The 25,754-nt window shown below is 72.2% G+C and carries 27 protein-coding genes; 12 read left to right on the top strand and 15 right to left on the bottom strand.

What is annotated here, in order from left to right:
• Window positions 1–165 precede the first annotated feature (165 nt).
• The 3 genes from AB0877_RS28090 to AB0877_RS28080 all read right to left on the bottom strand — a co-directional run bounded on the left by AB0877_RS28090 (window position 166) and on the right by AB0877_RS28080 (window position 2,330).
• The gene (locus tag AB0877_RS28090) at window positions 166–666 is read right to left on the bottom strand and encodes a hemerythrin domain-containing protein (RefSeq protein WP_366612571.1); all 501 of its coding nucleotides are present in this window, start codon (window positions 664–666) and stop codon (window positions 166–168) included.
• A gap of 79 nt (window positions 667–745) precedes the next feature.
• Window positions 746–1,615, bottom strand: a complete 870-nt coding sequence (locus AB0877_RS28085) for an NAD(P)H-hydrate dehydratase (protein WP_366612570.1) — start codon at window positions 1,613–1,615, stop codon at window positions 746–748.
• Window positions 1,599–2,330 carry a histidine phosphatase family protein gene (locus AB0877_RS28080; protein ID WP_366612569.1) on the bottom strand — a complete coding sequence of 244 codons (732 nt, stop codon included), beginning with the start codon at window positions 2,328–2,330 and terminating at the stop codon, window positions 1,599–1,601. Before AB0877_RS28080 ends, AB0877_RS28085 begins: the two co-directional genes overlap by 17 nt.
• A gap of 123 nt (window positions 2,331–2,453) precedes the next feature.
• Here AB0877_RS28080 and AB0877_RS28075 point away from each other — a divergent pair, with 123 nt between their 5' ends.
• Window positions 2,454–2,780, top strand: a complete 327-nt coding sequence (locus AB0877_RS28075; protein ID WP_366612568.1) for a hypothetical protein — start codon at window positions 2,454–2,456, stop codon at window positions 2,778–2,780.
• Window positions 2,781–2,869: 89 nt separating this feature from the next.
• Window positions 2,870–3,841, top strand: coding sequence for a DNA primase small subunit domain-containing protein (locus AB0877_RS28070; RefSeq protein WP_366612567.1), 972 nt, complete (start codon window positions 2,870–2,872; stop codon window positions 3,839–3,841).
• Window positions 3,842–3,850: 9 nt separating this feature from the next.
• On the opposite strand, the gene AB0877_RS28065 is transcribed toward AB0877_RS28070, so the two are convergent.
• On the bottom strand, window positions 3,851–4,294 hold the full coding sequence (locus AB0877_RS28065; RefSeq protein WP_355008035.1) for an Lrp/AsnC family transcriptional regulator: 444 nt from the start codon (window positions 4,292–4,294) through the stop codon (window positions 3,851–3,853).
• A 135-nt stretch (window positions 4,295–4,429) separates the two neighbouring features.
• On the opposite strand from AB0877_RS28065, the gene pdhA reads away from it, so the two are divergent.
• The 4 genes from pdhA to AB0877_RS28045 all read left to right on the top strand — a co-directional run bounded on the left by pdhA (window position 4,430) and on the right by AB0877_RS28045 (window position 9,806).
• On the top strand, window positions 4,430–5,629 hold the full coding sequence (pdhA, locus tag AB0877_RS28060) for a pyruvate dehydrogenase (acetyl-transferring) E1 component subunit alpha (protein WP_366612621.1): 1,200 nt from the start codon (window positions 4,430–4,432) through the stop codon (window positions 5,627–5,629).
• Window positions 5,626–6,630, top strand: a complete 1,005-nt coding sequence (locus AB0877_RS28055) for an alpha-ketoacid dehydrogenase subunit beta (RefSeq protein ID WP_366612620.1) — start codon at window positions 5,626–5,628, stop codon at window positions 6,628–6,630. Before pdhA ends, AB0877_RS28055 begins: the two co-directional genes overlap by 4 nt.
• Window positions 6,615–7,964, top strand: coding sequence for a dihydrolipoamide acetyltransferase family protein (locus tag AB0877_RS28050; protein WP_366612619.1), 1,350 nt, complete (start codon window positions 6,615–6,617; stop codon window positions 7,962–7,964). The genes AB0877_RS28055 and AB0877_RS28050 overlap by 16 nt, the downstream gene beginning before the upstream one ends.
• A 162-nt stretch (window positions 7,965–8,126) precedes the next feature.
• Window positions 8,127–9,806 carry a right-handed parallel beta-helix repeat-containing protein gene (locus tag AB0877_RS28045; protein ID WP_366612618.1) on the top strand — a complete coding sequence of 560 codons (1,680 nt, stop codon included), beginning with the start codon at window positions 8,127–8,129 and terminating at the stop codon, window positions 9,804–9,806.
• 103 nt (window positions 9,807–9,909) lie between these two features.
• Here the strand turns inward: AB0877_RS28045 and AB0877_RS28040 are convergent, their stop codons facing one another.
• The gene (locus AB0877_RS28040) at window positions 9,910–12,009 is read right to left on the bottom strand and encodes a PQQ-dependent sugar dehydrogenase (protein WP_366612566.1); all 2,100 of its coding nucleotides are present in this window, start codon (window positions 12,007–12,009) and stop codon (window positions 9,910–9,912) included.
• Between the two features lie 23 nt (window positions 12,010–12,032).
• Window positions 12,033–12,998, bottom strand: a complete 966-nt coding sequence (locus AB0877_RS28035) for a sugar phosphate isomerase/epimerase (RefSeq protein WP_366612565.1) — start codon at window positions 12,996–12,998, stop codon at window positions 12,033–12,035.
• Between the two features lie 726 nt (window positions 12,999–13,724).
• Here AB0877_RS28035 and AB0877_RS28030 point away from each other — a divergent pair.
• The gene (locus AB0877_RS28030; protein WP_366612564.1) at window positions 13,725–14,993 is read left to right on the top strand and encodes an Ig-like domain-containing protein; all 1,269 of its coding nucleotides are present in this window, start codon (window positions 13,725–13,727) and stop codon (window positions 14,991–14,993) included.
• 216 nt (window positions 14,994–15,209) lie between these two features.
• On the opposite strand, the gene AB0877_RS28025 is transcribed toward AB0877_RS28030, so the two are convergent.
• Window positions 15,210–16,226 carry an SMP-30/gluconolactonase/LRE family protein gene (locus AB0877_RS28025; RefSeq protein ID WP_366612563.1) on the bottom strand — a complete coding sequence of 339 codons (1,017 nt, stop codon included), beginning with the start codon at window positions 16,224–16,226 and terminating at the stop codon, window positions 15,210–15,212.
• A gap of 183 nt (window positions 16,227–16,409) precedes the next feature.
• Here AB0877_RS28025 and AB0877_RS28020 point away from each other — a divergent pair, with 183 nt between their 5' ends.
• Entirely contained in the window at window positions 16,410–16,796 is a 387-nt protein-coding gene (locus AB0877_RS28020) for an STAS domain-containing protein (RefSeq protein WP_366612562.1), read from the top strand.
• 75 nt (window positions 16,797–16,871) lie between these two features.
• Here AB0877_RS28020 and AB0877_RS28015 read toward each other — a convergent pair whose 3' ends face one another.
• The gene (locus AB0877_RS28015) at window positions 16,872–17,264 is read right to left on the bottom strand and encodes an FKBP-type peptidyl-prolyl cis-trans isomerase (RefSeq protein ID WP_366612561.1); all 393 of its coding nucleotides are present in this window, start codon (window positions 17,262–17,264) and stop codon (window positions 16,872–16,874) included.
• A 319-nt stretch (window positions 17,265–17,583) separates the two neighbouring features.
• Here AB0877_RS28015 and AB0877_RS28010 point away from each other — a divergent pair, with 319 nt between their 5' ends.
• Complete coding sequence (locus AB0877_RS28010) at window positions 17,584–18,525, top strand: TerC/Alx family metal homeostasis membrane protein (RefSeq protein ID WP_366612560.1); 942 nt, start codon at window positions 17,584–17,586, stop codon at window positions 18,523–18,525.
• A gap of 123 nt (window positions 18,526–18,648) precedes the next feature.
• Here AB0877_RS28010 and AB0877_RS28005 read toward each other — a convergent pair whose 3' ends face one another.
• Genes AB0877_RS28005 through AB0877_RS27985 form a run of 5 tightly spaced genes read right to left on the bottom strand, consistent with a single transcriptional unit; the run spans window position 18,649 to window position 21,070 of the window.
• Window positions 18,649–19,368 (bottom strand): helical backbone metal receptor, encoded by a 720-nt coding sequence (locus tag AB0877_RS28005; RefSeq protein ID WP_366612617.1) that lies wholly within the window; start codon window positions 19,366–19,368, stop codon window positions 18,649–18,651.
• Between the two features lie 53 nt (window positions 19,369–19,421).
• Window positions 19,422–19,982, bottom strand: coding sequence for a hypothetical protein (locus AB0877_RS28000; protein ID WP_366612559.1), 561 nt, complete (start codon window positions 19,980–19,982; stop codon window positions 19,422–19,424).
• Window positions 19,979–20,500 (bottom strand): DUF6286 domain-containing protein, encoded by a 522-nt coding sequence (locus AB0877_RS27995; protein WP_366612558.1) that lies wholly within the window; start codon window positions 20,498–20,500, stop codon window positions 19,979–19,981. The genes AB0877_RS28000 and AB0877_RS27995 overlap by 4 nt, the downstream gene beginning before the upstream one ends.
• 1 nt (window position 20,501) lies before the next feature.
• Complete coding sequence (locus AB0877_RS27990; RefSeq protein WP_366612557.1) at window positions 20,502–20,882, bottom strand: Asp23/Gls24 family envelope stress response protein; 381 nt, start codon at window positions 20,880–20,882, stop codon at window positions 20,502–20,504.
• The gene (locus tag AB0877_RS27985) at window positions 20,879–21,070 is read right to left on the bottom strand and encodes a hypothetical protein (protein WP_366612556.1); all 192 of its coding nucleotides are present in this window, start codon (window positions 21,068–21,070) and stop codon (window positions 20,879–20,881) included. Before AB0877_RS27985 ends, AB0877_RS27990 begins: the two co-directional genes overlap by 4 nt.
• Window positions 21,071–21,234: 164 nt before the next feature.
• Between AB0877_RS27985 and AB0877_RS27980 the strand changes: the two genes are divergently transcribed.
• Both AB0877_RS27980 and AB0877_RS27975 read left to right on the top strand, forming a co-directional pair.
• Window positions 21,235–22,110: a DUF2726 domain-containing protein gene (locus tag AB0877_RS27980; protein WP_366612555.1), complete on the top strand. Its 876-nt coding sequence runs from the start codon at window positions 21,235–21,237 to the stop codon at window positions 22,108–22,110.
• Window positions 22,111–22,404: 294 nt separating this feature from the next.
• The gene (locus tag AB0877_RS27975) at window positions 22,405–23,679 is read left to right on the top strand and encodes a hypothetical protein (protein WP_366612554.1); all 1,275 of its coding nucleotides are present in this window, start codon (window positions 22,405–22,407) and stop codon (window positions 23,677–23,679) included.
• Between the two features lie 121 nt (window positions 23,680–23,800).
• Here AB0877_RS27975 and AB0877_RS27970 read toward each other — a convergent pair whose 3' ends face one another.
• Together AB0877_RS27970 and AB0877_RS27965 are read right to left on the bottom strand one after the other, a co-directional pair.
• On the bottom strand, window positions 23,801–24,148 hold the full coding sequence (locus AB0877_RS27970) for an Lsr2 family protein (RefSeq protein ID WP_088989485.1): 348 nt from the start codon (window positions 24,146–24,148) through the stop codon (window positions 23,801–23,803).
• Between the two features lie 141 nt (window positions 24,149–24,289).
• The gene (locus AB0877_RS27965; RefSeq protein WP_366612553.1) at window positions 24,290–24,898 is read right to left on the bottom strand and encodes a response regulator transcription factor; all 609 of its coding nucleotides are present in this window, start codon (window positions 24,896–24,898) and stop codon (window positions 24,290–24,292) included.
• A 98-nt stretch (window positions 24,899–24,996) separates the two neighbouring features.
• Between AB0877_RS27965 and AB0877_RS27960 the strand changes: the two genes are divergently transcribed.
• Window positions 24,997–25,728, top strand: a complete 732-nt coding sequence (locus AB0877_RS27960; protein ID WP_366612552.1) for a HAMP domain-containing sensor histidine kinase — start codon at window positions 24,997–24,999, stop codon at window positions 25,726–25,728.
• Window positions 25,729–25,754: the final 26 nt, after the last annotated feature.

The raw sequence follows: 25,754 nt of genomic DNA, 5'->3' as shown, positions 1-25,754 counted from the left end.
TCTTGCACTTTCTGTCGTCACAAAACGGCACGAGACATCGCTAAGCGGCAACAGAAAGTGCAAGATCGCGGGGGAGTCCGGGCGCGGGGCGGGGGCAGGGCGGGGCGGGGGCGGGGCGGGGAAGGGCCCGGCATGACGCCGGGCCCTTCGGTCTGAGGGGGTGCCTCAGGCTGTCACCGCGTCGAGCGCCTTCTTGATCGCCTTCGGGGCGGTGGGGGTACGCGGCGCGTCCGCGCGCAGCGCGATCATCTTCTCGCCGATCTCCTGGAGCTGCTTGCGGCCCAGCGCGTCGCGGACCTTGGGGAACCACTCCTGCTCTTCCTCCTCGACGTGGTGCGTGACGTTCTCGATCAGCACCGTCGTCTTGGCGTTGAACCGCTCGTCGTCGGCGTCCATGCTGGCCAGCTCGGCGCAGAGCACGTCGGCGACGTGGTGTTCCTCGTACGACTCGAGGATGTCGTCCTCCAGGTCGGGCAGCAGTCGGCGGACCTCCGGGTACATCACCTCGTTCTCCAGGTAGGTGTGCACGGTCAGCGCTTCAAGGATCTGGTCCACCAGCTTCTGCCGCTTGCTCGCCGGCCCCTCCTCGGCGTCCTGGAAGGCCTTGAAGAGGCGGCGCATTTCCTTGTGGTCCTCTTTGAGCAGGACGATGGCATCGGTCGACACCGGTATGACCTCCCTGAACAGTCTCGGCTGGTGGGGTTCCGGTACCCCGACGCCGCACGCGGAAACAGGTGAAACCGCCTCAGACCATCGCCAGGGTGCGGGGGATCTCGTCGAGCAACTCCCGAGCCAGAAAGCCGATCCGGCCGTAGCGGGGAATCAGCCGCTGGCCGCTCACCGAGTGCGCGAACGAGCCCCAGCAGGCCGCCTGTGCCGGGTCGGCGCCTCGGGACAGCAGCCCCGCCAGCAACCCGGCGAGCACGTCCCCGCTGCCGGAGGTGCCCAGCCCGGCGTCGCCGCTCTCCTCCCGCCAACCCCGCCCGTCCGGTGCGGCCACGTGCCCGTACAGCGACACCACCGCCTCGTACCGGGCAGCCACCTCGGCCGCCTCGGAGTCCAGGTCGTCGCCGGGCGCCCGCCCGAGCAGATGCTCGGCCTCGGTGACGTTGGGGGTGAGCACCACGGGCCGGCCCGAGCCGACCAGCAGGTCCGGGGCGTGGCTGAGCGCGCCCAGGGCGTACGCGTCGAGCACCAGTGACGTGTCCGGACGGGCCGCCTCCAGGACCAGGCCCAGCAGGCGGTTGGTCTCGTCGATCGCCTTCAGGCCGGGGCCGATCGCCACCACGTCGGCCTGCGCGACCAGGTCACCGAGCTGGCCGTCCCGGTCGGCGGCCACCGCGCCGTCGGCGGTCTCCGGCAGGCCGACCACCAGCGCCTCGGGCACCTGGATGCTCAGCGCGGCCGCGGTGGACTCGGCGGCGGCGAGCTGGAGCACCCCGGCGCCGGCGCGCAACGCGGCCACCCCGGCGAGCAGCACCGCGCCCGGCGTGAAGCGGGAACCGCCGACCACCAGCACGGTGCCCCGGCTCTCCTTCCCGCCGACCGGCACCGGCAGTGCCCAGTCCCGCAGCAACGCCGGGGTGATCACCTTCACCTCAGACCGGCTCGGCATGGATCTCGTCCTCCCTGGTTGGCTCGGCGCCCTGCTGACGCAGGTGCGCGACGTCGTTGAAGGCGGTGAGGGCAAGGCGGCCGTCGTCGTCCGCCGACCACTCCGTGATCGAACAGTTGGCGATCACGTCCTGCCGGGTGAGCGCCATCAGCTCGTCCTCGGTCAACCCCTCCAGCAGATAGCGAAGCAGGAAGACCAGCGCGTCGTGGCCGAAGAGCAGCACCCGGCAACGGTCGTGGTCACGGCGCAGGTCGCCCAGCAGCGTCCGCAGCCGCAACGCCACATCGGTCCAGGACTCCCCGCCCGGCGGCCGGTAGTAGAACTTGCCCAACCGCTCCCGACGTTCGGCCTCGTCCGGGTACCGTCGGCGCACCCCGTGCCCGGTCAGCCCGTCGAGGATGCCCAGCTCCCGGTCGCGCAGCCGTTCGTCGCGGTGGACGGGAATGTCGGTGCCGGTCAGCGCCAGCCGCGAGGTCTGCACCGCGCGCAGGTACGGCGACACCACCGCCACATCCGGCCGCCTCGCCTCCGGCAGTGCGGCCAGCCAACGGCCGGTGGCCCGGGCCTGCTCCTCGCCGGTCGCGGAGAGCGGCACGTCGGCGTCGCGATGGGTGAGGTCGATCAGCTCCGCGCCCGACGCCTCGGCGTGCGTCGCCGCGACGTTCGCGGTGCTCTCGCCGTGCCGGACGATCCAGAGGGTTGCCAGTTCCGCCATGCGGCCCCCCTACCCGGGCGCCGCCGACGGTAACCGTGTCCGGTGGTCGCTGTCGGTTTCGGGGCAGCGCCGCGACCTGGCGATGCGAAACACTGTGCGCCGGACAGGTGACGGGGGTCGACAATGACTGTCTTGCGAGGTCTGCGGGAAGCGGTCCTGTTGTTCGCGGCGATCGGGGCGCTGGTCGCGGTCGCGGCGATGATCTGGGTGGCGGTCGCCGGCGGTGACTACACCGCCCGGCTGGGCATCGGGTTGGTGGTGGTGGGTGGGCTCATCGGCATGACGGGCGACCTGACACTGAGCCGGATCAGCATGCTCGGTGCACGCGCCACCTTCGGTGCCGAGCCGGAGCGGGAGACGGCCGGCGGTGGGCGCGTGCTCACCGGGGTCGGCATCTTCCTCTTCGTCGGGCTGCCACTGGTCGTGGTCGGCGTGCTGCTGCTCTCCTGACCGGGCCGTCGAGGGTTGTCTCCGCTGGCGCCGCGCCAGTGTCCGCTCGGTGGCCGTACGGTGCGCTCGCGCGTCGTACCCTCAGGGGCGTGGCCACGGCGGCGGAGGAGATCCAGGTGGGGGAGCGGCTGGTCCGCGTCTCCAGCCCCGACAAGCCATACTTTCCCGAGCGTGGGCTGACCAAGCTGGACGTGGTCCGCTACTTCCTGGCGGTGGGCGACGGCATCCTGCGCGCGTTGCGGGACCGGCCGACCATGCTGGAACGCTGGCCCCGTGGCGTCTTCGAGGGCGCGACGATCGCCACCCGGCAGACCAACCGGGGCGACGCGTTCTACCAGAAGCGGCTGCCGGCGGGTGCGCCCGAGTGGGTGCGAACGGCGCACATCACGTTCCCCAGTGGCCGGACCGCCGACGAGGTCGCGCCGAGCGAGTTGGCAGTGGTCATCTGGGCGGCCAACCTGGGCACCCTGCGGTTCCATCCGTGGCCGGTCACCGCCGCCGACGTGGAACGCCCCGACCAGTTGCGCATCGACCTGGACCCGATGCCCGGCGTCGGTTTCGAGCAGGTGGTGCCGGTCGCGCACGAGGTGCGGGCGTTCCTCGCGGAGCTGGGCATGACCGGCTACCCGAAGACCACCGGCGGTCGGGGGTTGCACGTCTACCTGTCGATCGAGCCGCGGTGGAGCTTCGGTGACTGCCGTCGGGCGGTGCTCGCGCTGGGCCGGGAGATGCAGCGCCGGCTACCGGACCTGGTCACCACCACCTGGTGGCGCGACCAACGGGACCGGCCGGTCTTCGTCGACTACAACCAGATGGCCCGGGACCACACGGTGACCTCGGCGTACTCGATCCGGCCGACGCCGGCCGCGCTGGTCTCCGCGCCGCTGGACTGGTCGGAGCTGGACGACGTCCGTCCGGAGGACTTCGACGTGCTCAGCATGCCGGCCCGGTTCGCCGAGCGCGGCGACCCGCACGCGGGCCTGGACGGTGACCGGCACTCGTTGGAACCGTTGCTGGAGCTGGCCGACCGGGACGGGCTGGAGGCCCCGCCGGAGCGTTGAGGTCGGCGGTCACGCCCAGGGGCTGCCAACCCCGTCGAACTCCTCGAAGACCAGCCAGGTGCGCGTGGACAGCACCCCGGGAATGCTCTGCACCCGACCCAGCACCACGTCGCGCAGCGCGGCGTTGTCCGGCGCGCGCACCAGCGCGAGCACGTCGTGGTCACCGCCGAGCAACGCGGCGTGCTCGATGTAGCGCACCTGGGCCAGCTCGGCCGACACCTCCCGCCAGGTGTTCTGCTCGATGGTCAGGGCGATGTACGCCGACGTGCCCAGCCCGGCCGCCTCGGGCGCCACCTGGGCCCGGAACCCGGTGATCACCCCGTCGCGCAGCAACCGCTCCACCCGCGCGTACGCGTTGGTGCGGGAGATGTGGATCCGCTCGGCGAGGGTACGCACCGACGTCCGACCGTCGCGGACCAGCTCGTCGAGGATCCGCCGGTCGACCTCGTCCAACGCTCGGGCCGATCGTCCCGATCCCGCGCCCCGGCCTGCTTCGTCGGCGGTCTCCTGGCTCACTGGTACGCCCTCCGCATGCCAACCGTCCCGCCTTCTGTGTCGATCTTGAGTCAATCATCCACAAGCGGAAGCATAGGCTCACCACACGTCCCAGGAGGTTCCGCCGTGACGACCACTCCCCAGGCGGTCCGCAGGGCATCCCCGCGCACCCGTCGAACGGTCACCCCGCCCGACCCGGCGCGCTCGTTGCTACCGGACGCCGAGCCGGTCCGCCTGCTCGCCGAGAACGGCACGCCGCTGCCCGCCCGCGCCGACTACCCCGAACCACCCGCCGAGGCGCTGCGCGAGCTGTACCGCCGGATGGTGCTCGGCCGCCGCTTCGACACCCAGGCGACCGCCCTGACCAAGCAGGGCCGGCTGGCCGTCTACCCGTCCTCGCGGGGCCAGGAGGCCTGCCAGGTCGGCGCGGTCCTCGCGGTCCGCGACACCGACTGGGTCTTCCCCACGTACCGCGAGTCGATGGCGCTGGTTGCCCGAGGCATCGACCCCGTCGAGGTGCTCACCCTGCTGCGCGGCGACTGGCACTGCGGCTACGACCCGACCGAGGTGCACACCGCGCCCCAGTGCACCCCGCTGGCCACCCAGTGCGTACACGCCGCCGGCCTGGCGCACGGTGAGGCGTACCAGGGTCGCGACACCGTGGCGCTGGCCTTCATCGGCGACGGCGCCACCAGCGAGGGCGACTTCCACGAGGGGATCAACTTCGCCGCCGTGTTCAAGGCGCCGGTGGTCTACTTCGTGCAGAACAACAGGTACGCGATCAGCGTCCCGCTGTCGCGCCAGACCGCCGCGCCGTCGCTGGCCTACAAGGGCGTCGGCTACGGCGTACCCAGTGAGCAGGTCGACGGCAACGACCCGGTCGCGGTGCTCGCCGTGCTCACCCGCGCGGTCGCCCACGCCCGGGCCGGCAAGGGACCGTTCCTGGTCGAGGCGCACACCTACCGGATGGAGCCGCACACCAACGCCGACGACGCCAGTCGCTACCGCGACGGCGCCGAGGTCGACGCCTGGCGCGACCGGGACCCGGTCGCCCGGCTGGAGACCTACCTGCGCGCCCGCGGTGTGCTCGACGACGCGGCCGTCACCGAGATCGCCGAGCAGGCCGAGGCGTACGCGGCGGACCTGCGGACCCGGATGAACGAGCAGCCCACAGTCGATCCGCTGAGCCTCTTCGACCACGTCTACGCCGAGCCCACCCCGCAGCTTGTCGAACAGCGTGAGCAGGTCCGCGCCGAGCTGGCCGCCGCGCACGCCGAGGAGGGCGACGCCTGATGGCAACCACCATGGCGAAGGCGCTCAACACCGCGCTCGCCGACGCGCTCGCCGCCGACGACCGGGTCGTCGTCTTCGGTGAGGACGTCGGCGCGCTCGGTGGCGTCTTCCGGATCACCGACGGCCTCCAGGCCCGCTTCGGCGAGAACCGCTGCTTCGACACCCCCCTCGCCGAGGCCGGCATCGTCGGCTTCGCCGTCGGCATGGCCATGTCCGGCCTGCGCCCGGTGGTCGAGATGCAGTTCGACGCGTTCGCGTACCCGGCGTTCGAGCAGATCGCCTCGCACGTGGCGAAGCTGCGCAACCGCACCCGGGGCGCGCTGAGCGTGCCGATCGTGATCCGCGTGCCGTACGCGGGCGGGATCGGCGGGGTAGAGCACCACTGCGACTCGTCCGAGGCGTACTACGCGCACACCCCCGGACTGAAGGTGGTCACCCCGGCGACCGTCGACGACGCGTACTCGCTGCTGCGCGAGGCCATCGAGGACCCCGACCCGGTGGTCTTCATGGAGCCCAAGAAGCTCTACTTCGCCAGCGCCGAGGCGTCCCTGCCGACCCGCAACGAGCCGTTCGGCCGGGCCGTCGTGCGCCGGCCCGGACGCGACGCGACCCTGGTGGCGTACGGGCCGGCGGTGCCGGTCGCGCTGGAGGCCGCCGAGGCCGCCCGGGAGGAGGGATGGGACCTGGAGGTCGTCGACGTCCGCACCATCGTGCCGTTCGACGACGAGACCATCGCCGCCTCGGTCCGGCGTACCGGGCGGTGCGTGGTGATCCAGGAGGCGCCCGGCTTCGCGGGCGTCGGCGCGGAGATCGCCGCCCGGGTGCAGGAGCGCTGCTTCCACGCGCTGCACGCCCCGGTGCTGCGGGTCGCCGGGCTGGACATCCCCTACCCGGCGCCGATGCTGGAGCACACCCACCTGCCCGGCGTGGACCGGGTGCTCGACGCGGTGGCCCGCCTGCAGTGGGACGACCAGCCGGACGCGCGTTGGGCGGCGGCATGACCATCGTCGAACGGACACAGGTCTTCCTCCTGCCCGACCTGGGCGAAGGTCTGAGCGAGGCCGAGATCGTCGAGTGGCGGGTCGCCGTGGGTGACGTGGTCACCGTCGACCAGAGCGTGGTCGAGGTGGAGACCGCCAAGGCCGTCGTCGACGTGCCCTGCCCGTACGCCGGCCGGGTGGTCACCCTGCACGGCGCGGCCGGTGAGGTACGCCCGGTCGGCCAGCCGTTGATCACCATCGCGCCGCTGGACGGGGGCGACGAGCCCGCCGGGCACGCCACCTACCGCGAGGAGGAGCGGGCCGGCTCGGGCAACGTGCTGATCGGGTATGGCACCGGCCACGGCACCGCCACCCGCCGCCGGCGTCGGCCCCGGCTGGCGGTGGCCGCCGAACCGACTGACGCCGGCCCGACTAGCGCGGCTGCCGTGTCGCGCGACCCGGCACCGCCATCCGCCGCCCTGGTCATCTCGCCGATCGTGCGGCGGCTGGCCCGCGAGCACGGCGTCGACCTCGACACGGTGCGGGGCACCGGACCCGGGGGTGTGATCCGCCGCGCCGACGTGGAGGCCGCGCTGACCGCGCCCGCCGCCCGGCTCGCCGCCGTGCCGGACCCGCAGGCCGGGTCGGCCCCCGCGGGGGACGGCGACGTCATCGTCGCGCTGACCGGCGTCCGCAAGGTGATCGCCGACAAGCTCTCCCGCAGCCGGCGGGAGATCCCGGAGGTGACCATCTGGGTCGACGTGGACGCCACCGGGCTGCTGGAGACCCGCGCCGCGATCAACGCCGCGACGCCCGACGCGCCGGTGAGCATCCTGGCCCTGCTGGCCCGGATCTGCCTCAGCGGACTACGCCGGTACCCGCAGCTCAACGCCCGGGTCGACACCGAGGCGCAGCGCATCGTCCAGTCCGCCGGGGTGCACCTCGGCATCGCCGCGCAGACCGACCGGGGGCTCCTGGTGCCGGTGGTGCGCGACGCCCAGCGGCTCACCACCGCCGAGCTGGCCGCGGAACTGGCGGCCACCACGGCCGCCGCGCGGGCCGGCAGCCTGCCCCCGGCCCGGCTGACCGGTGGCACCTTCACCCTCAACAACTACGGGGTGTTCGGCGTCGACGGCTCCACGCCGATCATCAACCACCCCGAGGCGGCCCTGCTCGGGGTCGGACGGATCGTGGACAAGCCGTGGGTGGTCGACGGGCAGCTCGCCGTCCGCAAGGTGACCCAGCTCAGCCTCACCTTCGACCACCGGGTCTGCGACGGCGGGGTGGCCGGCGGCTTCCTGCGGCACGTCGCCGACTGCGTGGAGCGACCGGCGCTGCTGATCGCCGCCGTCTGACGCGTACCCCCTTCGGCCCCGGTGCCGCCCGAGCGGCGCCGGGGCCGGCGTACATCCAGGGGCTCCCGGCGGCGTCATCGTTGCGGGGTTTCCCGGCGGCTCCACCGGGAAGTCGGCCCCGCCGGAGCGCACCGAACGCGTCGAAGGGAGCCCGCCGTGGCCGTGGCGAACGAGCTGCTGCTGAACTCGGTCCGGGTACGACGGCCCGCCTCGGCCGGCGCGCCGCTCTACTGCGACGCGCTGGAGTACGGGCTCACCGGTGACGGCGCGACCAACGACCAGCCGGCGCTGGCCGCCCTCGTGGACCGCCTCGGCGCCGGGTACGCCTCGGACGGACGGGCCCGGGTCATCTACTGCCCGCCGGGCATCTACTCGATCCGGGACGCGGGCACCGTGTGGCGCAGCGGTGTCTCGCTGATCGGGGCCGGGCCGGCGGCGACCCGGTTCATGCTCAGCAACGAGGGCAACCGGGCCGACCCCACCCCGTTGGCCTTCTGGACGACTGTGCAGCACGGCGCCGACCGGGACCGACACATCGCCGACTGCACCTTCGCCGACTTCCAGATCGACGGCTCCGGCGTCGCCATGGCCGAGTACAACTACCTGGCCAAGGGCCTCGGCCTCCAGTACGTGGTGCGAGGCGTCTTCCGCAACCTCTACATTCACCACACCGCCGCCACCGGGCTGGGCTGCGACTTCCTCCAGGACTCCCTGATCGACGGCGTGGTGGTGGTCGGCTGTGGCCGACTGGACAACGGCGAGCAGATGGGTGGCGCGGGCATCGGGATCGGCATCGGTGGCTGGGGAGCGGTGGAGCGGCTGACGATCGCCAACTGCACCGCGCTGGCCAACGGCACCAACGGGATCTTCCTGGAGCTGCAGAAGGACTACTGGGCGCCGCCGCGCGGCTACCGCATCGTCGGCTGCCACAGTCAGGGCAACCGCTTCGGCATCTCCGACTGGGGTGCCGACGGCCTGATCGTCTCCGCCTGCACCATGACCGGAAACCTGGAGGCCGGGTTCGACGTGTCGGCGCAGGGCACCTCGTCGGTGGCCGGCCGGGGTGGGCTGCTCACCGACTGCGTCATCGACGGCAACATGTGCGACGGGGTCAGCATCGGTAACAGCCCTGGCCCGTATACCGTGCGAGGCAACCGGATCAGCGGAAACGGCCGGCACGGATATCACTCGCACGACCTCGGGCGCGGCTACCGGGGCTCGATCCGGGACGTGGTGATCGAGAGCAACGAGTTCTGGGGCAACGGCCTCGACGCGATCCGGATCGACCACCAGATGACCGACGCGGTGCTGCTCAACAACCGGATCCGCAACAACGGACGGCAGTACGGCGAGGGCACCGGCGGCACCGGTGACGCCGTCCGCTACAGCGAGCGGTGCCTGGTGGACCGCTCAGCCAACTGGCCGCACGACGGTCACCGGGGCAAGGTGCTGCGGGTCGGGAAGGCGGTGGCCATGGTGGCCTCCAACACCGGCGACGAACTCACCCTCGCCCCGGTCCGCCCGGACGCGTTCAGCGCGTGGAGCGGGGACGTGCCCCCGCCGGGATGCGGATACGAGCTGGCCGCCGCACCGAAGCTGCGGGCCGGCATCACCGTCGACGCGCCGTTCGACTCGGCGACCATCCGAGGCAACCGGGTGTGGGACAACCACGACAACCCGACCCAGACGCACGGGCTGTGGATCACCGAGCGGGGCAGTTGCGTGGACTGCCGGGTCGAGGACAACGACCTGGCCGGCAACGCCGACGAGGGCATGCGACTGGACACCCCGCCGGTGGGCGGACGGTGGCGGGACAACCACGTGGACAGCGACTGGAGCTGACCGACGTTGCTCGCCGCCAGGGCGACAGCGCGATCCGGAGGCTGAACGACGGGTGGCGGCGGCCGGACGAATCCGGCCGCCGCCACTGTCGGGATGGAACTGATCAGCCGGCCAGACCCGCAACCGGGGTCGGGTCCAGCACCACGGTCGCCGAAGCGGACTGCGGGGGTACGCCCGGGTCGGTCGGGGCGTCGGTGTACTCCGCGACGAACACCGCGGTCAGGTTGTCCGCGCCGCTGTGCCCACCGTCGAGGAAGGTGGGGATGCTTCCGGAGCAACCCGTCGAGGTGGACAGCGGGTGCCCGTGCTCATCGTGCCCGAGCACGTAGGTGACCTTCACCCGGGAGCAGTCCACCGGCAGGTCGTCGGTGACCTTCACCTCGTACGCGACGGTCTGTCCGAACTGGAACGGCTGCCCGGCCTCCGGGGCGACGAACTCGATGACCGGCGCGGTCGGCCCGACCACCAGCGGCAGGGACGCCGAGGCGGACCGTCCGGTGCGGTCGGTGACCTTCAACGTCGGCGTGTACTCGCCGTTCTCCGGGAACGTCCAGCTCGCGTTCGCAGCGGTGCTGTCCACCGAGCCGTCCGCGTTGAAGTCCCAGGCGTAGCTGAGCTTGTCACCGTCCGGGTCGGTCGTGCCGGCGCTGGAGAACGCGACGGTCAGCGGAGCCTGCCCCACGGTCGGGGTGCCGCTGATCTTCGGGATCGGCGTCCGGTTGCCCCGTACGAAGTCGATCCGGGACAGCTGCGCGTCCGGGTTCTCGGCGAAGTAACCGTCGCCGTACTCCAGGACGTAGAGCGCGCCGTCCGGGCCGAACTCCATGTCCATCGGGTTGTCCACGACCAGCGACGGCACCACCGGGCGGATGTCGGTCACATCGCCGTCGGAGTCGAGGCGGAACTCCTTGATGTAGTCGCGGGACCACTCGTAGAACAGCGGCACCCCGTCGTAGTAGGCCGGCCAGCGGGTACGCGACGTGCTGGTCCCGTCGTACTCGTACGCCGGGCCACCCATCGGAGAGATGCCGCCGGAGCCCAGCTGCGGGAACTCGGCCGAGGGGGCCGCCGCGTACCAGACCTCCGGCTGCTCGACCGGCGGCAGCACGCGCTTGCCGGTGTTGTGCGGTGAGTCGTTGACCGGGCGCTTGCAGTTGAACAGGGCGCCGGACTCGCCGGTGGCGAAGTCGTAGTCGCGGTAGGCGATCGTCGGCGTCACGCAGTACGGCCAGCCGTAGTTCGCCGGCTTGTCGACGCGCATCCACCGACCGTGCCCGGCCGGCCCGCGCTCCGGGTCCGGGTTGGACGCGTCCGGGGAGTAGTCGCCCACGTACACGTCGTCGGTACGCTTGTCGACGGCGAACCGGAACGCGTTGCGCAGCCCCATCGCGTAGATCTCGGGGCGGGTCTGCGCCGTGCCGGGCTTGAACAGGTTGCCGGCCGGCACCGTGTAACCACCACCGGCCTTGACCTTGATCCGCAGCAGCTTGCCGCGCAGGTCATTGGTGTTGGCCGAGGTGCGCTGGGCGTCGTACGCCGGGTTGCGGTCGGCCCGCTCGTCGATCGGGATGTAGCCGTCGGAGGCGAACGGGTTGGTGTCGTCACCCGTCGACAGGTACAGGTTGCCCTTGCTGTCGAAGTCGATCTGACCGCCGACGTGGCAGCAGATGCCCCGGTCGGTGGGCACGTCGATGATCTGCTGCTCACTGGCCAGGTTCAGCCTCTGCCCGTCCAGCTTGAACCGGGACAGCCGCAGCGCGCCCTTGAAGCGCTGCCAGTCCGCCTCGGTGCCGGTCTCCGGCGCGTCGCCCTCGTTGACGCCGGGAGTCGCCGGGTCGTCCACCGGGGTGTCCATCGGCGGCGAGTAGTAGAGGTACACCCACTTGTTCTGGGCGAAGTTCGGGTCGATGGCGACGCCCTGCAACCCCTCCTCGTCGTGCTCGTACACCGGAATGTCGGCGGCGAGGGTGTTCAGCCCGGTGCGCGGGTCGTGGATGCGGACCTCACCGGTACGGGAGGTGTGCAGCACCCGCAGGTCGGGCAGGACGGCGAGGCTCATCGGCTCGCCCGGGAAGTCGTTCAGCGTGACTTTTTGGAAGCTGCTGTCCGGCGGCGCGGCCGGCGCTGCGGACGCTGCCGACGGTGGTACGGCCAGGCCGGCCGTCACCAACAGCAGGACGGACGCGAAAGCGGTCCTGTTCATCAGGTGAGTCCCCCGGGGTGGTTTCAGTACCGAAGTGAAGCGAGATAGTCGAAGCCGACGCGAGCGGTGTCCAGGGCGTCGGCGGGGGAGCGCGGCGCGGTGCCCGCGTCGTCGCGCTCCACGATGTATTCCTCGATGCCGGCTTCCCGCTCGTGGGCGAAGATGCGGCCGAAGTCGATGAGGCCGTCGCCGAGGTCGGCGAAACCACCCTCGACGTCGAGGTCCTTGACGTGCACCTGGCGGATCCGGCCGCGATTGGCGCGGATCACGTCGACCGGGTCGTGGGCGCCCCGCCAGGTCCAGTAGAGGTCGAGCTCGAAGTGCACCAGCCGGGAATCGGTCTGCGAGCTGAGGATGTCGAACCCGGTCGAGCCGCCGGTCAGCGGCACGAACTCGAGCTGGTGGTTGTGGTAGCCGAAGTCCAGACCCGCGCGCTCGGCGAGCCGACCGGCCTTGTTCAGGTCCCGAGCCAGGGCCCGGTAGACGGCGGGGTCCCGGATCGGCTGACCGCTGGCGTCCCGACCGAAGTACGGGTGGACGATCTTCTTGCAGCCCACCACGTTGGCGTCGGCGAGAGCCTGCTCCCAGGTGGCGGCGTCGAACGGCTGCGGGATGCCGACGTGACCGGAGGTGGACCGCAGCCCGGCCTCGTCGAGCGCGGCCCGGAACTGTGCTGCGGTGCGTCCGACGAAACCGGCGTGCTCCACTCGCCGGTAGCCGATGCGACGCAGCGCGTCCAGGGTGCCGGGCAGGTCGGCGGCGAGCTGATCACGCAGCGTGTAGAGCTGAATGCTGATCCGGTCCACCGGCAGCCGGCGGCGGCCCTGGGCCTGCGCGGTGGTTGCGGCGGGCGCGGCGACGGCCGGGCCGCCGAGCAGACCGGCGGCGCCGACAGCGGCCGCGGAGACGGTCGCGGCGCGGAGCACTCCTCGCCGGCTGACCGGCTCGGACGCCGGTGTCGGCCCCGGTCGGTTGAGTTGTTGATCCATGGTGGTGGTCCCTTCCTGACGGCTGGTACGCCGTCGGCGACGGTCGACCTGACTGCCGTCCGCCGGGCGCGCCGAGCCGGCCGGAGGCGGGCTCCGGCTGGACGGTGAGGGACGGCGCGGGTGCGGCCCGGACCCATCGGGAGCGGAACGCGGCGACCCGGCAGAGGTGGCGGCAAGTTGATCGACGAATGGGCAACCCTCTATCGAGATCCAGACCTTACCCTTGCCTCCGGACGAAGGCAAAGCTTTGTCGCGTTCGCCGGAAGTTTCGCTTCAACTGACAAAAGTCCGCCTACGAGGTGCGCCGTCCGGGCTGAGCTTCTACTTCCCGGGCCCGCCACGCCGCGCGTTCCGCCTCTCGCCCGCCCCGCTTCGCCCGCCCCGCCCGGCTGCCCCGCCCCGGCCACTCGGTGCTTGATCCACTCGGGTTCATGAAAGTCGCGGTGTCAGGGCGGCCGGGATGGCCCGACTTCCTTGAAACCCAGTCGATCAAGCCGGGTCGGCGATGCCGCCCGCTCACCGTCCATTCGGACAGTCGACGTTGCGTCGCTCAAGCGGAGCAAAGCGCATGACACGGGTCGGTTGAACCCCTGTTCCGGCCAAGCGGAGCATTGTCGGAAAATGGGTCGATAAATGCGCCGCCAATTATTTCCGAATGCCGCAAATGGTCCCCTCAAGCGGGCAAGAATGTGGCGGAGGGAAGTCGAAAAACGGGGGGACTGAAACATGACGTCTAGGCGGCGATTGACGCTGTTGGCGGTAACCATCGCAGCGGCACCACTCGTCCTGGGTGCGTGCACCGCCGACCGGGGTTCGGCGACCGGCTCGGCCAAGAAGCACGCCGCCCCACCGGAACTCGCTCTGACGCCGGGGGACAAGGCCCGGGACGTCCCGGTCAGCGCCGAGGTGGGCACCGTGGTCAAGGGCGGGCGGGTCACCGGCGTACGGCTCACCGACGACAAGGGCAAGCAGGTCAACGCCGAACCGCGCGAGGACGGCTCCGGCTGGGTGCCGAGCGCCCCGCTGCAACCACGACGGACCTACACCGCCGAGGTGACCGCGACCGGCGACTCCGGTGCCACCACCACCCGCACCACCACGTTCACGACGATGGCCACATCGACCAGGCCACAGATCACCAGCACCCTCTATTTCAATGGCAATCGGACGTACGGCACGGCGATGCCGGTAACGGTTGCGTTCGACCCAGGAATTCCGAAAGAGGCCAGGGCGGATGTCCAACGGCGGTTGTTCGTAAAGACGAATCCGCCGCAGCCGGGTGCCTGGTCGTGGCTTGAGGACGGAAGTCAGGTCTATTACCGGGCCCCCGATTTCTGGAAGCCGGGGACCACCATCAGTGTCCGGGCCGGCCTGGAGGGTCTGCCGATCGGAAAGAAACTGGTCGGCGACGCCGAGCGGACCGCCACGTCCAAGATCGGACGGCAGGTCTCGCTGGAGATCGACAACGCCACCAAGCAGATGACCGTCCTGCGCGACGGCAAGCAGGTCCGGCGGATCCCGGTGAGCCTGGGTAAGCCGAGCACGCCGAGTTCCAGCGGCAAGATGGTGATCATGGAGAAGCACGAGCGGGTCACCTTCGACACCCGGGGTGAGCCCGACGGTGGCTACGTGGTCGACGTCGACGACGCCCAGCGTTACACCTGGGGCGGCGAGTTCATCCACTCCGCCCCCTGGTCGGAGGGGGACCAGGGCAACACCAACGTCTCGCACGGTTGCGCGAACGTCTCGGCCACCGCGGCCGACTGGTTGATGGGGGTGACGCAGGTCGGTGACCTGGTCACCGTCAAGGGCACCGAGGTGGAGTTGCAGCCGGGCAACGGCTGGACGGCGTGGAACGTGAGCTGGGACGAGTTCGCCAAGGGCAGCGCCCTGCCGGTGCCGCCCGGGCTCAAGCCCGCGCCGGTCGCCCCGGCGCACCCGGGCGCGGTGGCCGGCGGATCGCCCGCACCGGCGCCCTCCGTCAGCGGCCGCTGAGCAGAAGAAGGGGACGGGCCCGCACGCGAGCGTGCCGGCCCGTCACCCGCCCCCCGTAGCCCCGTAGCCCCGCGACGGAACACCCCACCACGCCGATCTTGCACTCTCTGCGCCGACACAGCGGACATACCACGCATCCCGGCGACAGAAAGCGCAAGATCGGCGCGGCGGTGGGGTGGGGTGGGGTGCGGTGCGGTGCGGGACAGGGTGGGGTGGTCAGGTTAGGGGTACGCGGGCCACTCCGGGACCGGTCAGGCTGCCCAGCCAGAGGTGGTCGCCGTGCTGGCGTACCCCGGTGATCATCGAGTAGTGCCCGTTCGGACCGTGCAGCGTCCGGCGGACCGTTCCCGCGTCGTCGACCAGCGCGACCAGCCCGTAGCGGCGTGGCTGCGGCTGCATCGCGTCGGGCAGCAGGGCCGCGATCTGGCGCAGGCGCGGATGGGGCAGCAGCCGTTCGGCGATCGGCACCCGGGGGCTGGGCAGCGCGATCCAGTACGTCCCATCGCCCACCGAGGCGAGATTGTCCGGATACGCGGGCAGATCGGCGAGGACCCGCACACCGCCGCCGAACTCGACGCGCAGCAGGCGGTGGGTGCTGGTCTCCACCAGCATGAGCGCCGACTCGTCCGGGGTCAGCGCGATCCCGTTGGGGAAGTACAGCCCGTCGGTCACCACCTCGGTGCGGCCGGTGCCCGGACGGTGGGCCAGCACCCGACCGTTGGGACGGTGCTCCAACAGGTCCCGCTTCCAGTGCGAGACCGGAAACCGGTCGGAGCTGTCGGTGAAGTAGATCGTGCCGTCGCGGCCGACCGTCGCGTTGTTGGCCAGGTGCACCGGCGGTGCCGTTCCGGTCAGTTCGCGTACCTCGCCGTCCGGGGTGACCCGCAGCAACCCGCGGTACGCGTCGCAGACCACCAGGGTCTCACCGGACGGGTCCAGCTCGATGCCGAGCGGACGGCCCCCGGTCTCGGCCAGCAGTTCAGGTCGGGTGCCGGCCCGCGCGTCGACCGGCCACCACCAGAGCCGACCGTCCTCGTCGCCACTGATCACCCGGCCGGCGCCGTCGACCAGCACGTCCTCGGGGCCGACGGCCCCCGCGGGGAGGGGAAGCAACTCGGCCTCGTCCAGCCGGCGGTCGGTGGGGGCCCATGGCCCGGCCAGCGCCGGAGGGCTGGTCGCTGGCTCGCGGACGGGGCGGATCAGCCGGGGCGGCCGGGGCCGGGGGATCAGCACCGACCTATTCTCCACCCGGATGCCGGCCGGCCCCCGGGTTCCGAGCCCGCGCGGCGCGCCGCGGGAGGCCCCTGACTCCACCCCGAGGAGGAGGTGGGGTACCTCGGGGTATGCCCCTGGGCGTACCCGGAATCACTCCCTGGAGGGGCGAAAGTGTCGGTGGTGGGGGCTAGATTTCTGGGCATGGAAGAGCACAGCGACCGGCTGGACGTGCAGGTCAGCGTGGGTGACCAGGTGGTCCTCGTGCGGGTGGCCGGCGAGATCGACATCGCCACTGTGGCCGCGTTCCGGTCCGCGCTGTGGTCCGCGCCGGCCCGCCCGGTCCTTCAACTGGACCTGTCCGGGCTGCGGCTGCTCTCCGCCACCGGCGTTCGCACGCTGCTGGCGGCGCATCTGCGCGTGCGGGCCCGCGGTGGCGAGCTGGTCCTGGTCGATCCGAGCCCGGTGGTGGCGCGGGTGCTGCGCGTCAGCGGGCTGCACCGCGTGATGCCGATTCTGGAGCTGACCTCGCCGATCGAGGCCGCGCGTCGCCCGGTGATCGCCACCACGGACCTGCAACTGGCCGCCTGATCGCGATCGGGTCGGCCGCCGCCGTCAGAGCCGGGCACGGGGCCGCCGGCGCGTACCGGCGACCCCGACGATCGGTCAGCTCACGCCGAGCAGGTCGACGACGAAGATCAGCGTCTCGCCCGGCTTGATGACGCCGCCGGCACCCCGGTCGCCGTAGCCCAGGTGCGGCGGAATGGTCAGGCGGCGGCGACCGCCGACGCGCATCCCGGCGACGCCCTGGTCCCAACCGGCGATGACCCGACCGCCGCCGAGCGGGAAGTCGAACGCCTCTCCCCGGTTCCAGGACGAGTCGAACTCGCCACCCGTGGAGTGCGACACGCCGACGTAGTGGACGCTGACCAGTTGGCCCGGCTCGGCCTGCGGGCCGTCGCCCACGGTGATGTCCTCGATCACGAGGTCGGCCGGCGGTGCACCCTCGATCGGACCAACCTCGGGCTTGCCCGACTGGGCGCCTGCTGCCTGGGTCATGCGGGGATCTCCTGCCGTGTTGGGTGATGTGTCCGGTCACCGTCGATCCTGCCGGATCACCCCTCGCCGATGTGCGGCGGACCCGCAACCTGCTCCGTGACCCCCTTGCGCCGGTCGGTGCCGACGGTCGGTGGTGCCGTCGGCCCGGCGGCGCGACGATGACGCCCCGGGGGTCACGGGTAGCTGCCGGATCGTCGTCGTGGGCCTGGGCGAACTTCGTTCGACCGTCCGATGCCGGGTCGGGCGTTCACCTAGGCTCGGAAAGGGCCGGCCGGCCTGGTTGACGGGCGGTGCGCGGTGGTCGATGCGGAGGGCGTCGGTGGCTGAGGCGACGGTCGCGGTCCCGCTGTGGGCCTGGGCGGCGGTCGGCACCGTGATCGCGGTGTTGCTCGCCGTGGACGTGCTCCTGCACCGGGACAACCATGTCATCGAGCTTCGCGAGGCGCTGCTGTGGAGCGCCGTCTGGATCGGCGCGGGTCTGCTCTTCGGGTTGGTCGTCTGGTGGGGCCTCGGGGGCGACCCGGCGATCGCGTACTTCTCCGGTTACCTGCTGGAGAAGGCGCTCTCGGTGGACAACGTGTTCGTCTTCGCGCTGCTCTTCGGCTACTTCCAGGTGCCGTCGGGCTACCAGCACAAGGTGTTGTTCTGGGGTGTCGTGGGGGCGCTCGTCTTCCGGCTGCTGTTCATCTTCGCCGGTGCCGAGTTGCTGGACCGGCTCACCTGGGCCGGGTTCGTGCTGGGCGCGTTCCTGATCTGGACCGGCTGGCGGCTGGCCGTCCGCGGGAAGCCGGACGTGGACCCGGACCGCAACGTCGTGGTCCGGCTGTTCCGGCGGCTGGTGCCCACCGACGCCCGCTATCACGGCGACCGGTTCACCGCCCGGGTGGCCGGGCGACGGGTGGCGACGCTGCTGCTGGTCGCGCTCGTCGCCATCGAGGCCACCGACGTGGTCTTCGCCATCGACTCGGTGGCGGCGATCCTTGCCATCACCACCAACACCTTCCTGGTCTGGACGGCCACCGCGTTCGCCGTACTGGGGCTGCGCAGCCTGTACTTCTGCCTCGCCGGCCTGCTGCGGCACTTCGGCTACCTGCGGTACGGGTTGGCGCTGCTACTGGCCTTCGCCGGGCTGAAGCTGATCCTCGCCGAGACGCCGGTGGGCAAGCTGCCGGTCTGGTTGACGCTGGCCGTGGTGCTGCTGACCCTGACGGTTTCCATCGGCGTCAGCATCCTGGCCGCCCGCCACCGAACCGACGCCTGAGCCGCCGGGGCGCTGGCTGGGCCGCCGGGGCGCTGGCTGGGCCGCCGGGGCGCTGGCTGGGCCCGCCGGACCGCTGGCTCAGCGGCCGTGCGCGGCGTCCGACCGCCCGGTGGTGGCGGTGGGTCAGCCGACCAGCACGGGCCGGGACAACTGGTCGGCCAGCAGCGTGGGCGCCTCGGCCAGGGACGGGCCGTACCAGGTGAGGTGCCGCCCGGAGAGCAGAGCGCACGGTACGCCGGGGAACGCCTCGGGGCCGTCGTCGGCGGTGAACCGGTACGGCTCGTCGGGCAGCACCACCAGGTCGGGCTCCCGCTCGCGTAGCTCGGTGAGGGTCGGGCGGGGATAGCGCTCGGGATGGTCCTCATAAGCGTTCGACACACCGAGGCGGCGCAGCACGTCACCGGCGAACGTGTCGCCGCCGAGCACCACCCACGGCCGACGCCAGACCGGCACCACCGCGGTCGCCGTCGGCCGGGGTGGAGTGGCCCACGCACGGCGGGCGGCCCGCAGCCAGCCCGGCTCCGTCGGCGCACCCAGTTCGCTCAGCAGGTCGCCCAACTCCGTCAACGCGCCCGGAACGGTCCGGGGATAGGTGACCCGCACCGGCACGCCGGCCGCCCGTAGCGCCTCCGCGTCGGCCCGGCGGTTCTCCTCGACGTTGAGCAGCACGAGGTCCGGTCGCAGCGCGCGCACCCGGTCCAGATCGGGGTACTTGCTGCCGCCGACCCGGGCCACGTCGAGCCCGGCCGGGTGGCTGCACCAGTCGGTGGCCCCGACCAGTGCTCCCGGCAGGGTCAGCGCCACCGCCTCGGTCAGGGACGGCACCAGCGACACCACCCGCACCCGCGTACCTCCGTCCGCCGACACCGATCATGCCTTGTCGGGTCGGCGTCGGGTCAGGGCCGGCCGGGCTCGATGCGGGCGGTCACGTCGAGGTGCGCGGGCTGGCAGTCGGTCGTCGCCGCGAATCGGCGGACCGCCGCGCGAACGTGCTCGCGTACACCGGCGGTCGGCGCGTCGGCGGTGAGGTCCACCCGGATCCACACGTCGGGGTGCGGCGGCGCGCCGGTGAGCACCACCCGGGCCCGGCGTACGCCAGGGTTGCCGGTCAGATCGCGTACCAGCGCGTCGGCGAGGACGTCGGTGGCCAGCCGGGTCCGGCCCGGCCGGCGTCCGGGGTGGCTCAGGGTGCCGCGCAACGCGCCGTCCGGGCCCCGCAGCTCCCGGGTCAGCAGGCGCTGCCCGGCCAGTGCGAGCAGGGCTGCGGCGGCGGCTGCGGCCAGGCCGCTCCACGGCGCGGCACTGCGCCACCGCTCGACCAGCCCGGCGCTGAGCAGCACCGCCGCCGGGTCGGCGCCGGGCAACGTGCCGAGGCTGGCCGTGAGCGCCGCGGCCCCGCCGGCGACCAGCAGCAGCGCGATCACGGTCCACAGCAGCCGGTGCCCGGCGTTGGTCACGCCGGCCGTCGCCGAGGCAGCAGCCGGACGTCGATCCGGGCGGGGCGGGGTGCGGTGAGGTGACGCAACTCCTGGCGCACGGCGAACTCGATCTCCGCCCGGGCCGCCGGGTCGCCGGTCGCGCGGACCCGGGGGCGCCACTGGCCGCCGCGCCGTCGGACCCGGACGCGGGCGCGGCGGACGCCCGGCACGGCGCTGGCGGCGTCAGCGAGGCGCCGTTCCACACAGCGCCGGTGCAGGTGCCAGCCGTCGTGCTCGTCGGCGCTCAGGCGGACCGGCGTCCAGCGACGCAGTTGCGCGACGAGGATGGCCAGGCCCAGCAGGAGAGCCCCGCCGGCCACGGCCCGCACGGTGGGGTCACGCCACCGGGTGCCGCTCAGCGCGTCGAGCCAGCCGCTGGTGTCGAGCGGTGTCGGCCGGTGCAGGGTGAGCAGCAACGCCTGGACGGCCGCCGCCGCACCGCCGAGAAGCAGCGCGGTGGCCAGCAGCAACGACGCGACCCGGTTGGCGGTGCGCATCTCAGCCGTCCTCCGGCGTGGCGGTGCCGACCCCGCAGGAGTCGACGCCGGGGACGAGCAGGTCGTCGACGGTGACTGTCACCACCGCCACGCTGAGCCCGGTCTGGGCGGCCACCCGGTCGGTGACCACCGCACGGACCGTCTCGGCGATCGTCGGCACGCTGTGCCCGTACCAGGTGATCAGGTGCAGGTCGAGTCCGACGGACCGGTCATCCAGACGGACCGCCGCCGGGCGGACGACGGACACGCCCGGCACGAGGCTCGCCGCCTGTACCGCGATCCGCGCGACGTCCGCCGTGTCACCAGGGCGGCGTTCCGGACCGGCCGTCCCGGCGGTCAGTCCGGTGCTGGGGTTCGTCCGTGCGGACGGGCGGGTGGTCATCGCCGCCGCCGAGTGCCGGCGCGGCGGTCGCCGAGACCGGTCATGGCGAGGTCGCCGTCGAGCACCCGGACGACCAGCCAGCCGAGCAGGCCGGCGAGCACGGCGAGGGCGGCCACGCCGACGCCGGCGAGCGCCCAGACCGCCACGGCGAGGAAACCGGCGAGGAAGCCGAACTGCTGTCGCGACATGGTCACCTCCGGGCCGGTCCGGTACCGGCGGTCGCTGGATACACCCGGCGACCATCCCTGGAACGTCAGCGCTACTGTGATACGCGTCACATGGCAAGTCGGTGGCCCATGATCGACCACCTAGACTCGGCCCGGCTCGACCGACCGGCGGATGGATCAGGCAGATGACGAGCATCGGGAGCGACGACCGCGGTTGGCTGCGGGCGATGCCCGCCGAGGCGGGGCGCGACGCGCTGCTCAGCCGCGCCGGCCATCGGGTCCTGGCGGCCCGCCGACTCTCTGACCTGCTCCAGGGCCGCCCGCCCGGCGTCACCGGCAGCCAGTGGACCTCAGCGAGCCGGGCCAGCTTCGACTTCGTGGTCTACGCCGCCGACACCGGCCGCCCGGTCGTCGCCGTACAGATCGGTCCCGTTCCCTCTCCCGGCTCGGCGCAGCAGCGCGTGGAGCGACTCACGGACGCGGTGTCCGCGGCCGCTGGCCTGCCCACTCTGCGGATCGGGTCGCCCACGTTGAGCGCCGCCGAGCATGGCCGCCGCCTCGTCGAGTACGTGATCGACGCGCGCGCGTACGCCGCGGGCGGGCCCACCGCCGCCGGGACCGAACCGGCGCCGGTGGGCTTCCGGGACATCCTGGGCCGGCTGCCGGACGGGCGTACCGGGCCGGTGAACGACCTCGGCGCGCTGACCCGGGTGGCGGCGGTCGAGGCGTACGTGGCCGGGCAGGTGGCAGACCCGATCGTGCGAGGACTGCACGTCCGCTGGGTGGACGGGCCGGCACAGGGGTGGAGCTGGGTGCAGGTACGCCCCGACGCGTGCCTCATCGAGCAGGTCTCGGTGACCGAACACCGCTTCTCCTGCGGCATCGACGCGGCCCGGCTGGCCGAGGATCTCGCCGCCGTCGCCGTGGGGGAACGGCTGCGAGAGAACGCCGTCGCCGACCTGCTGTCGCGCACCGAGTGGACCGCGCGGATCGCCGCACTGAGCCAGCGCCGCCACGAACTGGTCGGCGGGTTCGCCTTCGACCACCTCTGCGCCGACTGACCAGCGCCCGTTTTACCTGCTGATCCCTGCTGCGCACCGGCTCGATCTCGGCCGCGGCAATTTTCTGTGCGTCTGTTGAACCTTCCCGGCCGCCGCCCCGTACTCCTGCGCGAATGAACAGGATCTCCCCATCCGCGTCCACCGGGCGCGGGAGACGGTGCGGAAAGGGCATCGTCGGCCATCGACGCATTACCGGGTAGGTCACGGTGGGTCGCCGCCGCGGCGTGCCACCTCACATCCGTCGGTCCGCCGAGGGCAGAAATCCACTACCGGATCGAGAAGGAGAGCAATTCGATGCGCAGGTCCACTCGGGCGCGCCGGCCTTCCGGCAACGCGCGGAGCAAGCGTCTGCTGGCAGTTGTCGGCACGCTCGCGGTCTTCGGCGGAGTTGTCGCCGTGACTCAGATTTCGTCGGCCCAGGACCGGCGGACAAATAAGCCGCGTCCGGCTTCCGGGCAGTGCGTGGAGCCGAGCCCGGGCGCTACCGCGCCGACCGGTGGCGGCTCGACCAGCCGGACCTGGCAGAACGGTCGGTGGGTCCGCAATCACTGGGGTGACGGGCAGCAGTCGGTCCCCGAGTGCGAGGACGGCAAGGACGGCACCGTGGGCACCGGCACGGCCATCGCCTGTCCGGACGTGGCGGCCAAACTGCCGCAGGTGCCGGACCGGGCTCGGGCCGAGGTGGACCGCAACCTCGCCCAGTTGCAGACCCAGATCGCCGAGGCGGACCGCCGGCTCGCCGCCGAGGGCAACAAGGGTGAGGCGTTCATCCGCAACGCGATCCTCCAGCCGTTGGCCGGCAAGCGCCGCGCCGTGCTGGACCGGATCACGACCGCCATCGACCGGGCCGGACCCCGGCCGCAGGGCCTCGCGCAGCTTGCCGAGTGCCAGGTGCAGCCCACCGGCGGCACGGGCGGCAACAACGGCGGCGGCACCACTCCCACCACCACCCCCGGTGGTGGCAACAACGGTGGCGGAAACAACGGTGGTGGCAACAACGGCGGTGGCACCGCGCCCGGCGCCGGGCTCGGCGTGCTCGCCAACGACTGCGACGAGAGCCGGCTCCAGCCGCACGACGGTTTCCAGAACGGCAACCGCTGCGTGAGCACCGAATTCGGTGAGGTCGGCGCGGCGGCCAACAACCCGTCGCTGCTGATCACCCAGTTCCCCGACCAGGTCGGTCAGAACCAGCCGTTCACGCTGCGGGTCAGCACCCGCAACCTGGTCCGGGACCGCTTCCTGGCCGCCGGTCAGGGTGGTTACTACGTGGAGAGCTCGCTCCTCAACGACCAGGGCCTGGTCCGCGGTCACTTCCACACCGCGTGCCGGATGCTGGACAGCCTGACCGCTCCTCCGGAGCCGCAGGAGGTGCCGGCGTTCTTCGTCGCGACCGAGGACGGCCGCGGCGGCGCCCAGCCCGACGAGGTGACGATCCAGATTCCGGGCCTGCCGGAGTCCGGTACCGCCCAGTGCTCCGTCTGGGCCGGTGACGGCTCGCACCGCCTGCCGATGATGGAGCGGGCCAACCAGACCCCCGCCTTCGACTCGGTGCGCATCGACGTCAACTGACCTGACGTGCCGGCGGCGGCCGGCCACCCGGGGCGACGACCCCGGGTGGCCGGCCGCCGCTTCGGGTGCCTGGACAAACGACGGGGCCCCGCCGTTTCCGGCGGGGCCCCGTCGAGTCGCGTCAGCGGCTCTTGTACGCCTCGACGACCTCAACCGGGATCCGGCCGCGCTCGGAAATCTTGTAGCCGTTCTTGACGGCCCATTCCCGGATGGCCCGGTTCTGCTCCCGATCCATTCCCGCGCCGGCGGGTCGCCCCGGCCGCCGGACTGAACGGGCGCTCTCCACCGGGCCGCGCCCGATCCGCCGACCCGCATTGATGTACGGATCGAGCGCCTTGCGCAGGACGCCGGCATTCTCGTCGGAGACATCGATCGTGTAGGCCACGCCGTCGAGACTGAACTCAACCGTCCGGTCGGCCTTCCCACCGTCGAGGTCGTCGGTCAGGACCGTGATTACTTTTCTCGCCATTGCCGATTACTCCCTGTGTGCGGCGGGATGTGTCCAAAGTCTGACCTATCACCCCGGTAATCCGCAACAATATGCCTTCCATTCATTCGGCGCGTCGCGATTCCGTTACAGCAAAACCGTGAATCGTTCGGTGGCGAGGCTTCATTCCCCGAGGATGCCGCTGTGGCCGGCGATGGCGGCCGCCTCGGCCCGGTTCGAGACCCGCAACTTGCGCAGCAGCGCGGCGGTCATTCGTTTCACCGTCCGTTCGGAGACGTGCAGTTCCTCGGCGATGTCGACGGTGCTGCGGCCGGCGGCGATCGCCCGCAGCAGCCGCCGTTCCTCGTCGTCCAGGTCGACGGGCGCGCAGCGGGTGGGTCGCAGCATGGCGCGCAGCAGGTCGGCCGGCAGCACCGCCCAGCCGTCGAGGATCGCCAGCAGCGGAGGCAGCAGCTCCTCCGGCTCGCTGGTCTTGGGCAGGAACCCCTCGGCGCCGGCCCGCAGCGCCTCCACCGCCGGCCCCGGGTCGGCGGAACCGGACATCGCGACCACCCGTACCCGTGGGGTGGTCCGCCGGATCGCGGCCACCGCGCGGATGCCGCCGGGCGGTGGCATGTGCAGGTCGACCAGGGCCAGGTCGGGGCGGCAACGGCTGACCAGGGCCGCCGCCGCGGCGGCGTCGCCGGTCGAGGCGACCACCTCGGCGCGACCGTTGGTGGTGATCGGGAGCAGCAACTCCAGGCCGCGGGCGAAAAGAGGGTGATCGTCCACGACGACGAGTCGCAAGGTGGAGGCTCCCGGCATGTCTGCGCCGTTCCCCAGCGGGTACCGATCATGCGGGTTCGCACCGAACGAGAGGACTCGGGTGGATGCGCGTACGGCATGGTTTGCGGGACCTGCTGCGAGGGTTGCGCCCCATTGAGCCGACAGCGGGCGGGAAACGACCGACGGCGGCCGATTCGGAGCTGCTGCTGCGGGTGCTGTGTCACGAGTTCCGGACGCCGATCAGCACCCTGACCTCGCTGACCCGCGCGTTGGCCGACGAGCGTCGGGAGCTGACCGGGGACGACCGGCGGGCACTCAGCGCGCTGGCCCGCGACCAGGCCGCCCACCTGCAGAGCCTGCTGCGCGACGCGACCGCCGGCACCGGTGTGCTGACGCCGACTCCGCAGCCGGAGCCGGCCGTCGCGCTGGCGGGCATCCTGCGGGAGGCGGCCGCGCTGGTGCCGCTCGGCCGTCGGCGGGCGCGGGCCACCCGGGAGGCGGCCTCCTGCCCGGTGCCGGCCGGACGAACCCGACAGGTACTGGTCAACCTGGTGCAGAACGCGTTGCGGCACGGGCCGCCGGACGGACAGGTCGGGCTGTACGCCACGGTGCGGGGCCCCAGCCTGAGCATCCTGGTCACCGACGAGGGGCGGGTCGACGATGCGCTGCTGGTCGCGCTGCGGCGTCCGGCGCCGGCCGTCGGGATGTCCGGTCTGGGCCTGTGGATCGCGCGGCAGCTCGTCGCGACGGACGGGGGAGCGCTGCGGGCGCACCGGCTACGGCCGCGTGGGGTGGCGTTGGAGGTGCTGCTGCCGATGGCCCGCGCGGTGCGCTGACCCGCGCGGGACACCGGTTGGCCCGC

This window comes from Micromonospora sp. NPDC047644, from assembly GCF_040704315.1.
Classification (GTDB): Bacteria; Actinomycetota; Actinomycetes; order Mycobacteriales; family Micromonosporaceae; genus Micromonospora.
The sequence above is the reverse complement of the archived record's forward strand: the minus strand, read 5'-3'. Positions and strand labels throughout refer to the sequence as shown.

What these genes read in the sequence shown, in the direction of transcription:
- AB0877_RS28020 (WP_366612562.1), top strand. Translation starts at nt 16,410, where the DNA reads ATGGAAGAGCACAGCGACCGGCTGGACGTGCAGGTCAGCGTGGGTGAC.
- AB0877_RS28030 (WP_366612564.1), top strand. Translation starts at nt 13,725, where the DNA reads ATGACGTCTAGGCGGCGATTGACGCTGTTGGCGGTAACCATCGCAGCG.
- AB0877_RS27970 (WP_088989485.1), bottom strand. Translation starts at nt 24,148, where the DNA reads ATGGCGAGAAAAGTAATCACGGTCCTGACCGACGACCTCGACGGTGGG.
- AB0877_RS28075 (WP_366612568.1), top strand. Translation starts at nt 2,454, where the DNA reads ATGACTGTCTTGCGAGGTCTGCGGGAAGCGGTCCTGTTGTTCGCGGCG.
- AB0877_RS27985 (WP_366612556.1), bottom strand. Translation starts at nt 21,070, where the DNA reads ATGTCGCGACAGCAGTTCGGCTTCCTCGCCGGTTTCCTCGCCGTGGCG.
- AB0877_RS28085 (WP_366612570.1), bottom strand. Translation starts at nt 1,615, where the DNA reads ATGCCGAGCCGGTCTGAGGTGAAGGTGATCACCCCGGCGTTGCTGCGG.
- AB0877_RS27995 (WP_366612558.1), bottom strand. Translation starts at nt 20,500, where the DNA reads ATGCGCACCGCCAACCGGGTCGCGTCGTTGCTGCTGGCCACCGCGCTG.
- AB0877_RS27960 (WP_366612552.1), top strand. Translation starts at nt 24,997, where the DNA reads ATGCGCGTACGGCATGGTTTGCGGGACCTGCTGCGAGGGTTGCGCCCC.
- AB0877_RS27990 (WP_366612557.1), bottom strand. Translation starts at nt 20,882, where the DNA reads ATGACCACCCGCCCGTCCGCACGGACGAACCCCAGCACCGGACTGACC.
- AB0877_RS28035 (WP_366612565.1), bottom strand. Translation starts at nt 12,998, where the DNA reads ATGGATCAACAACTCAACCGACCGGGGCCGACACCGGCGTCCGAGCCG.
- AB0877_RS28080 (WP_366612569.1), bottom strand. Translation starts at nt 2,330, where the DNA reads ATGGCGGAACTGGCAACCCTCTGGATCGTCCGGCACGGCGAGAGCACC.
- AB0877_RS27980 (WP_366612555.1), top strand. Translation starts at nt 21,235, where the DNA reads ATGACGAGCATCGGGAGCGACGACCGCGGTTGGCTGCGGGCGATGCCC.
- AB0877_RS28015 (WP_366612561.1), bottom strand. Translation starts at nt 17,264, where the DNA reads ATGACCCAGGCAGCAGGCGCCCAGTCGGGCAAGCCCGAGGTTGGTCCG.
- AB0877_RS27975 (WP_366612554.1), top strand. Translation starts at nt 22,405, where the DNA reads ATGCGCAGGTCCACTCGGGCGCGCCGGCCTTCCGGCAACGCGCGGAGC.
- AB0877_RS28040 (WP_366612566.1), bottom strand. Translation starts at nt 12,009, where the DNA reads ATGAACAGGACCGCTTTCGCGTCCGTCCTGCTGTTGGTGACGGCCGGC.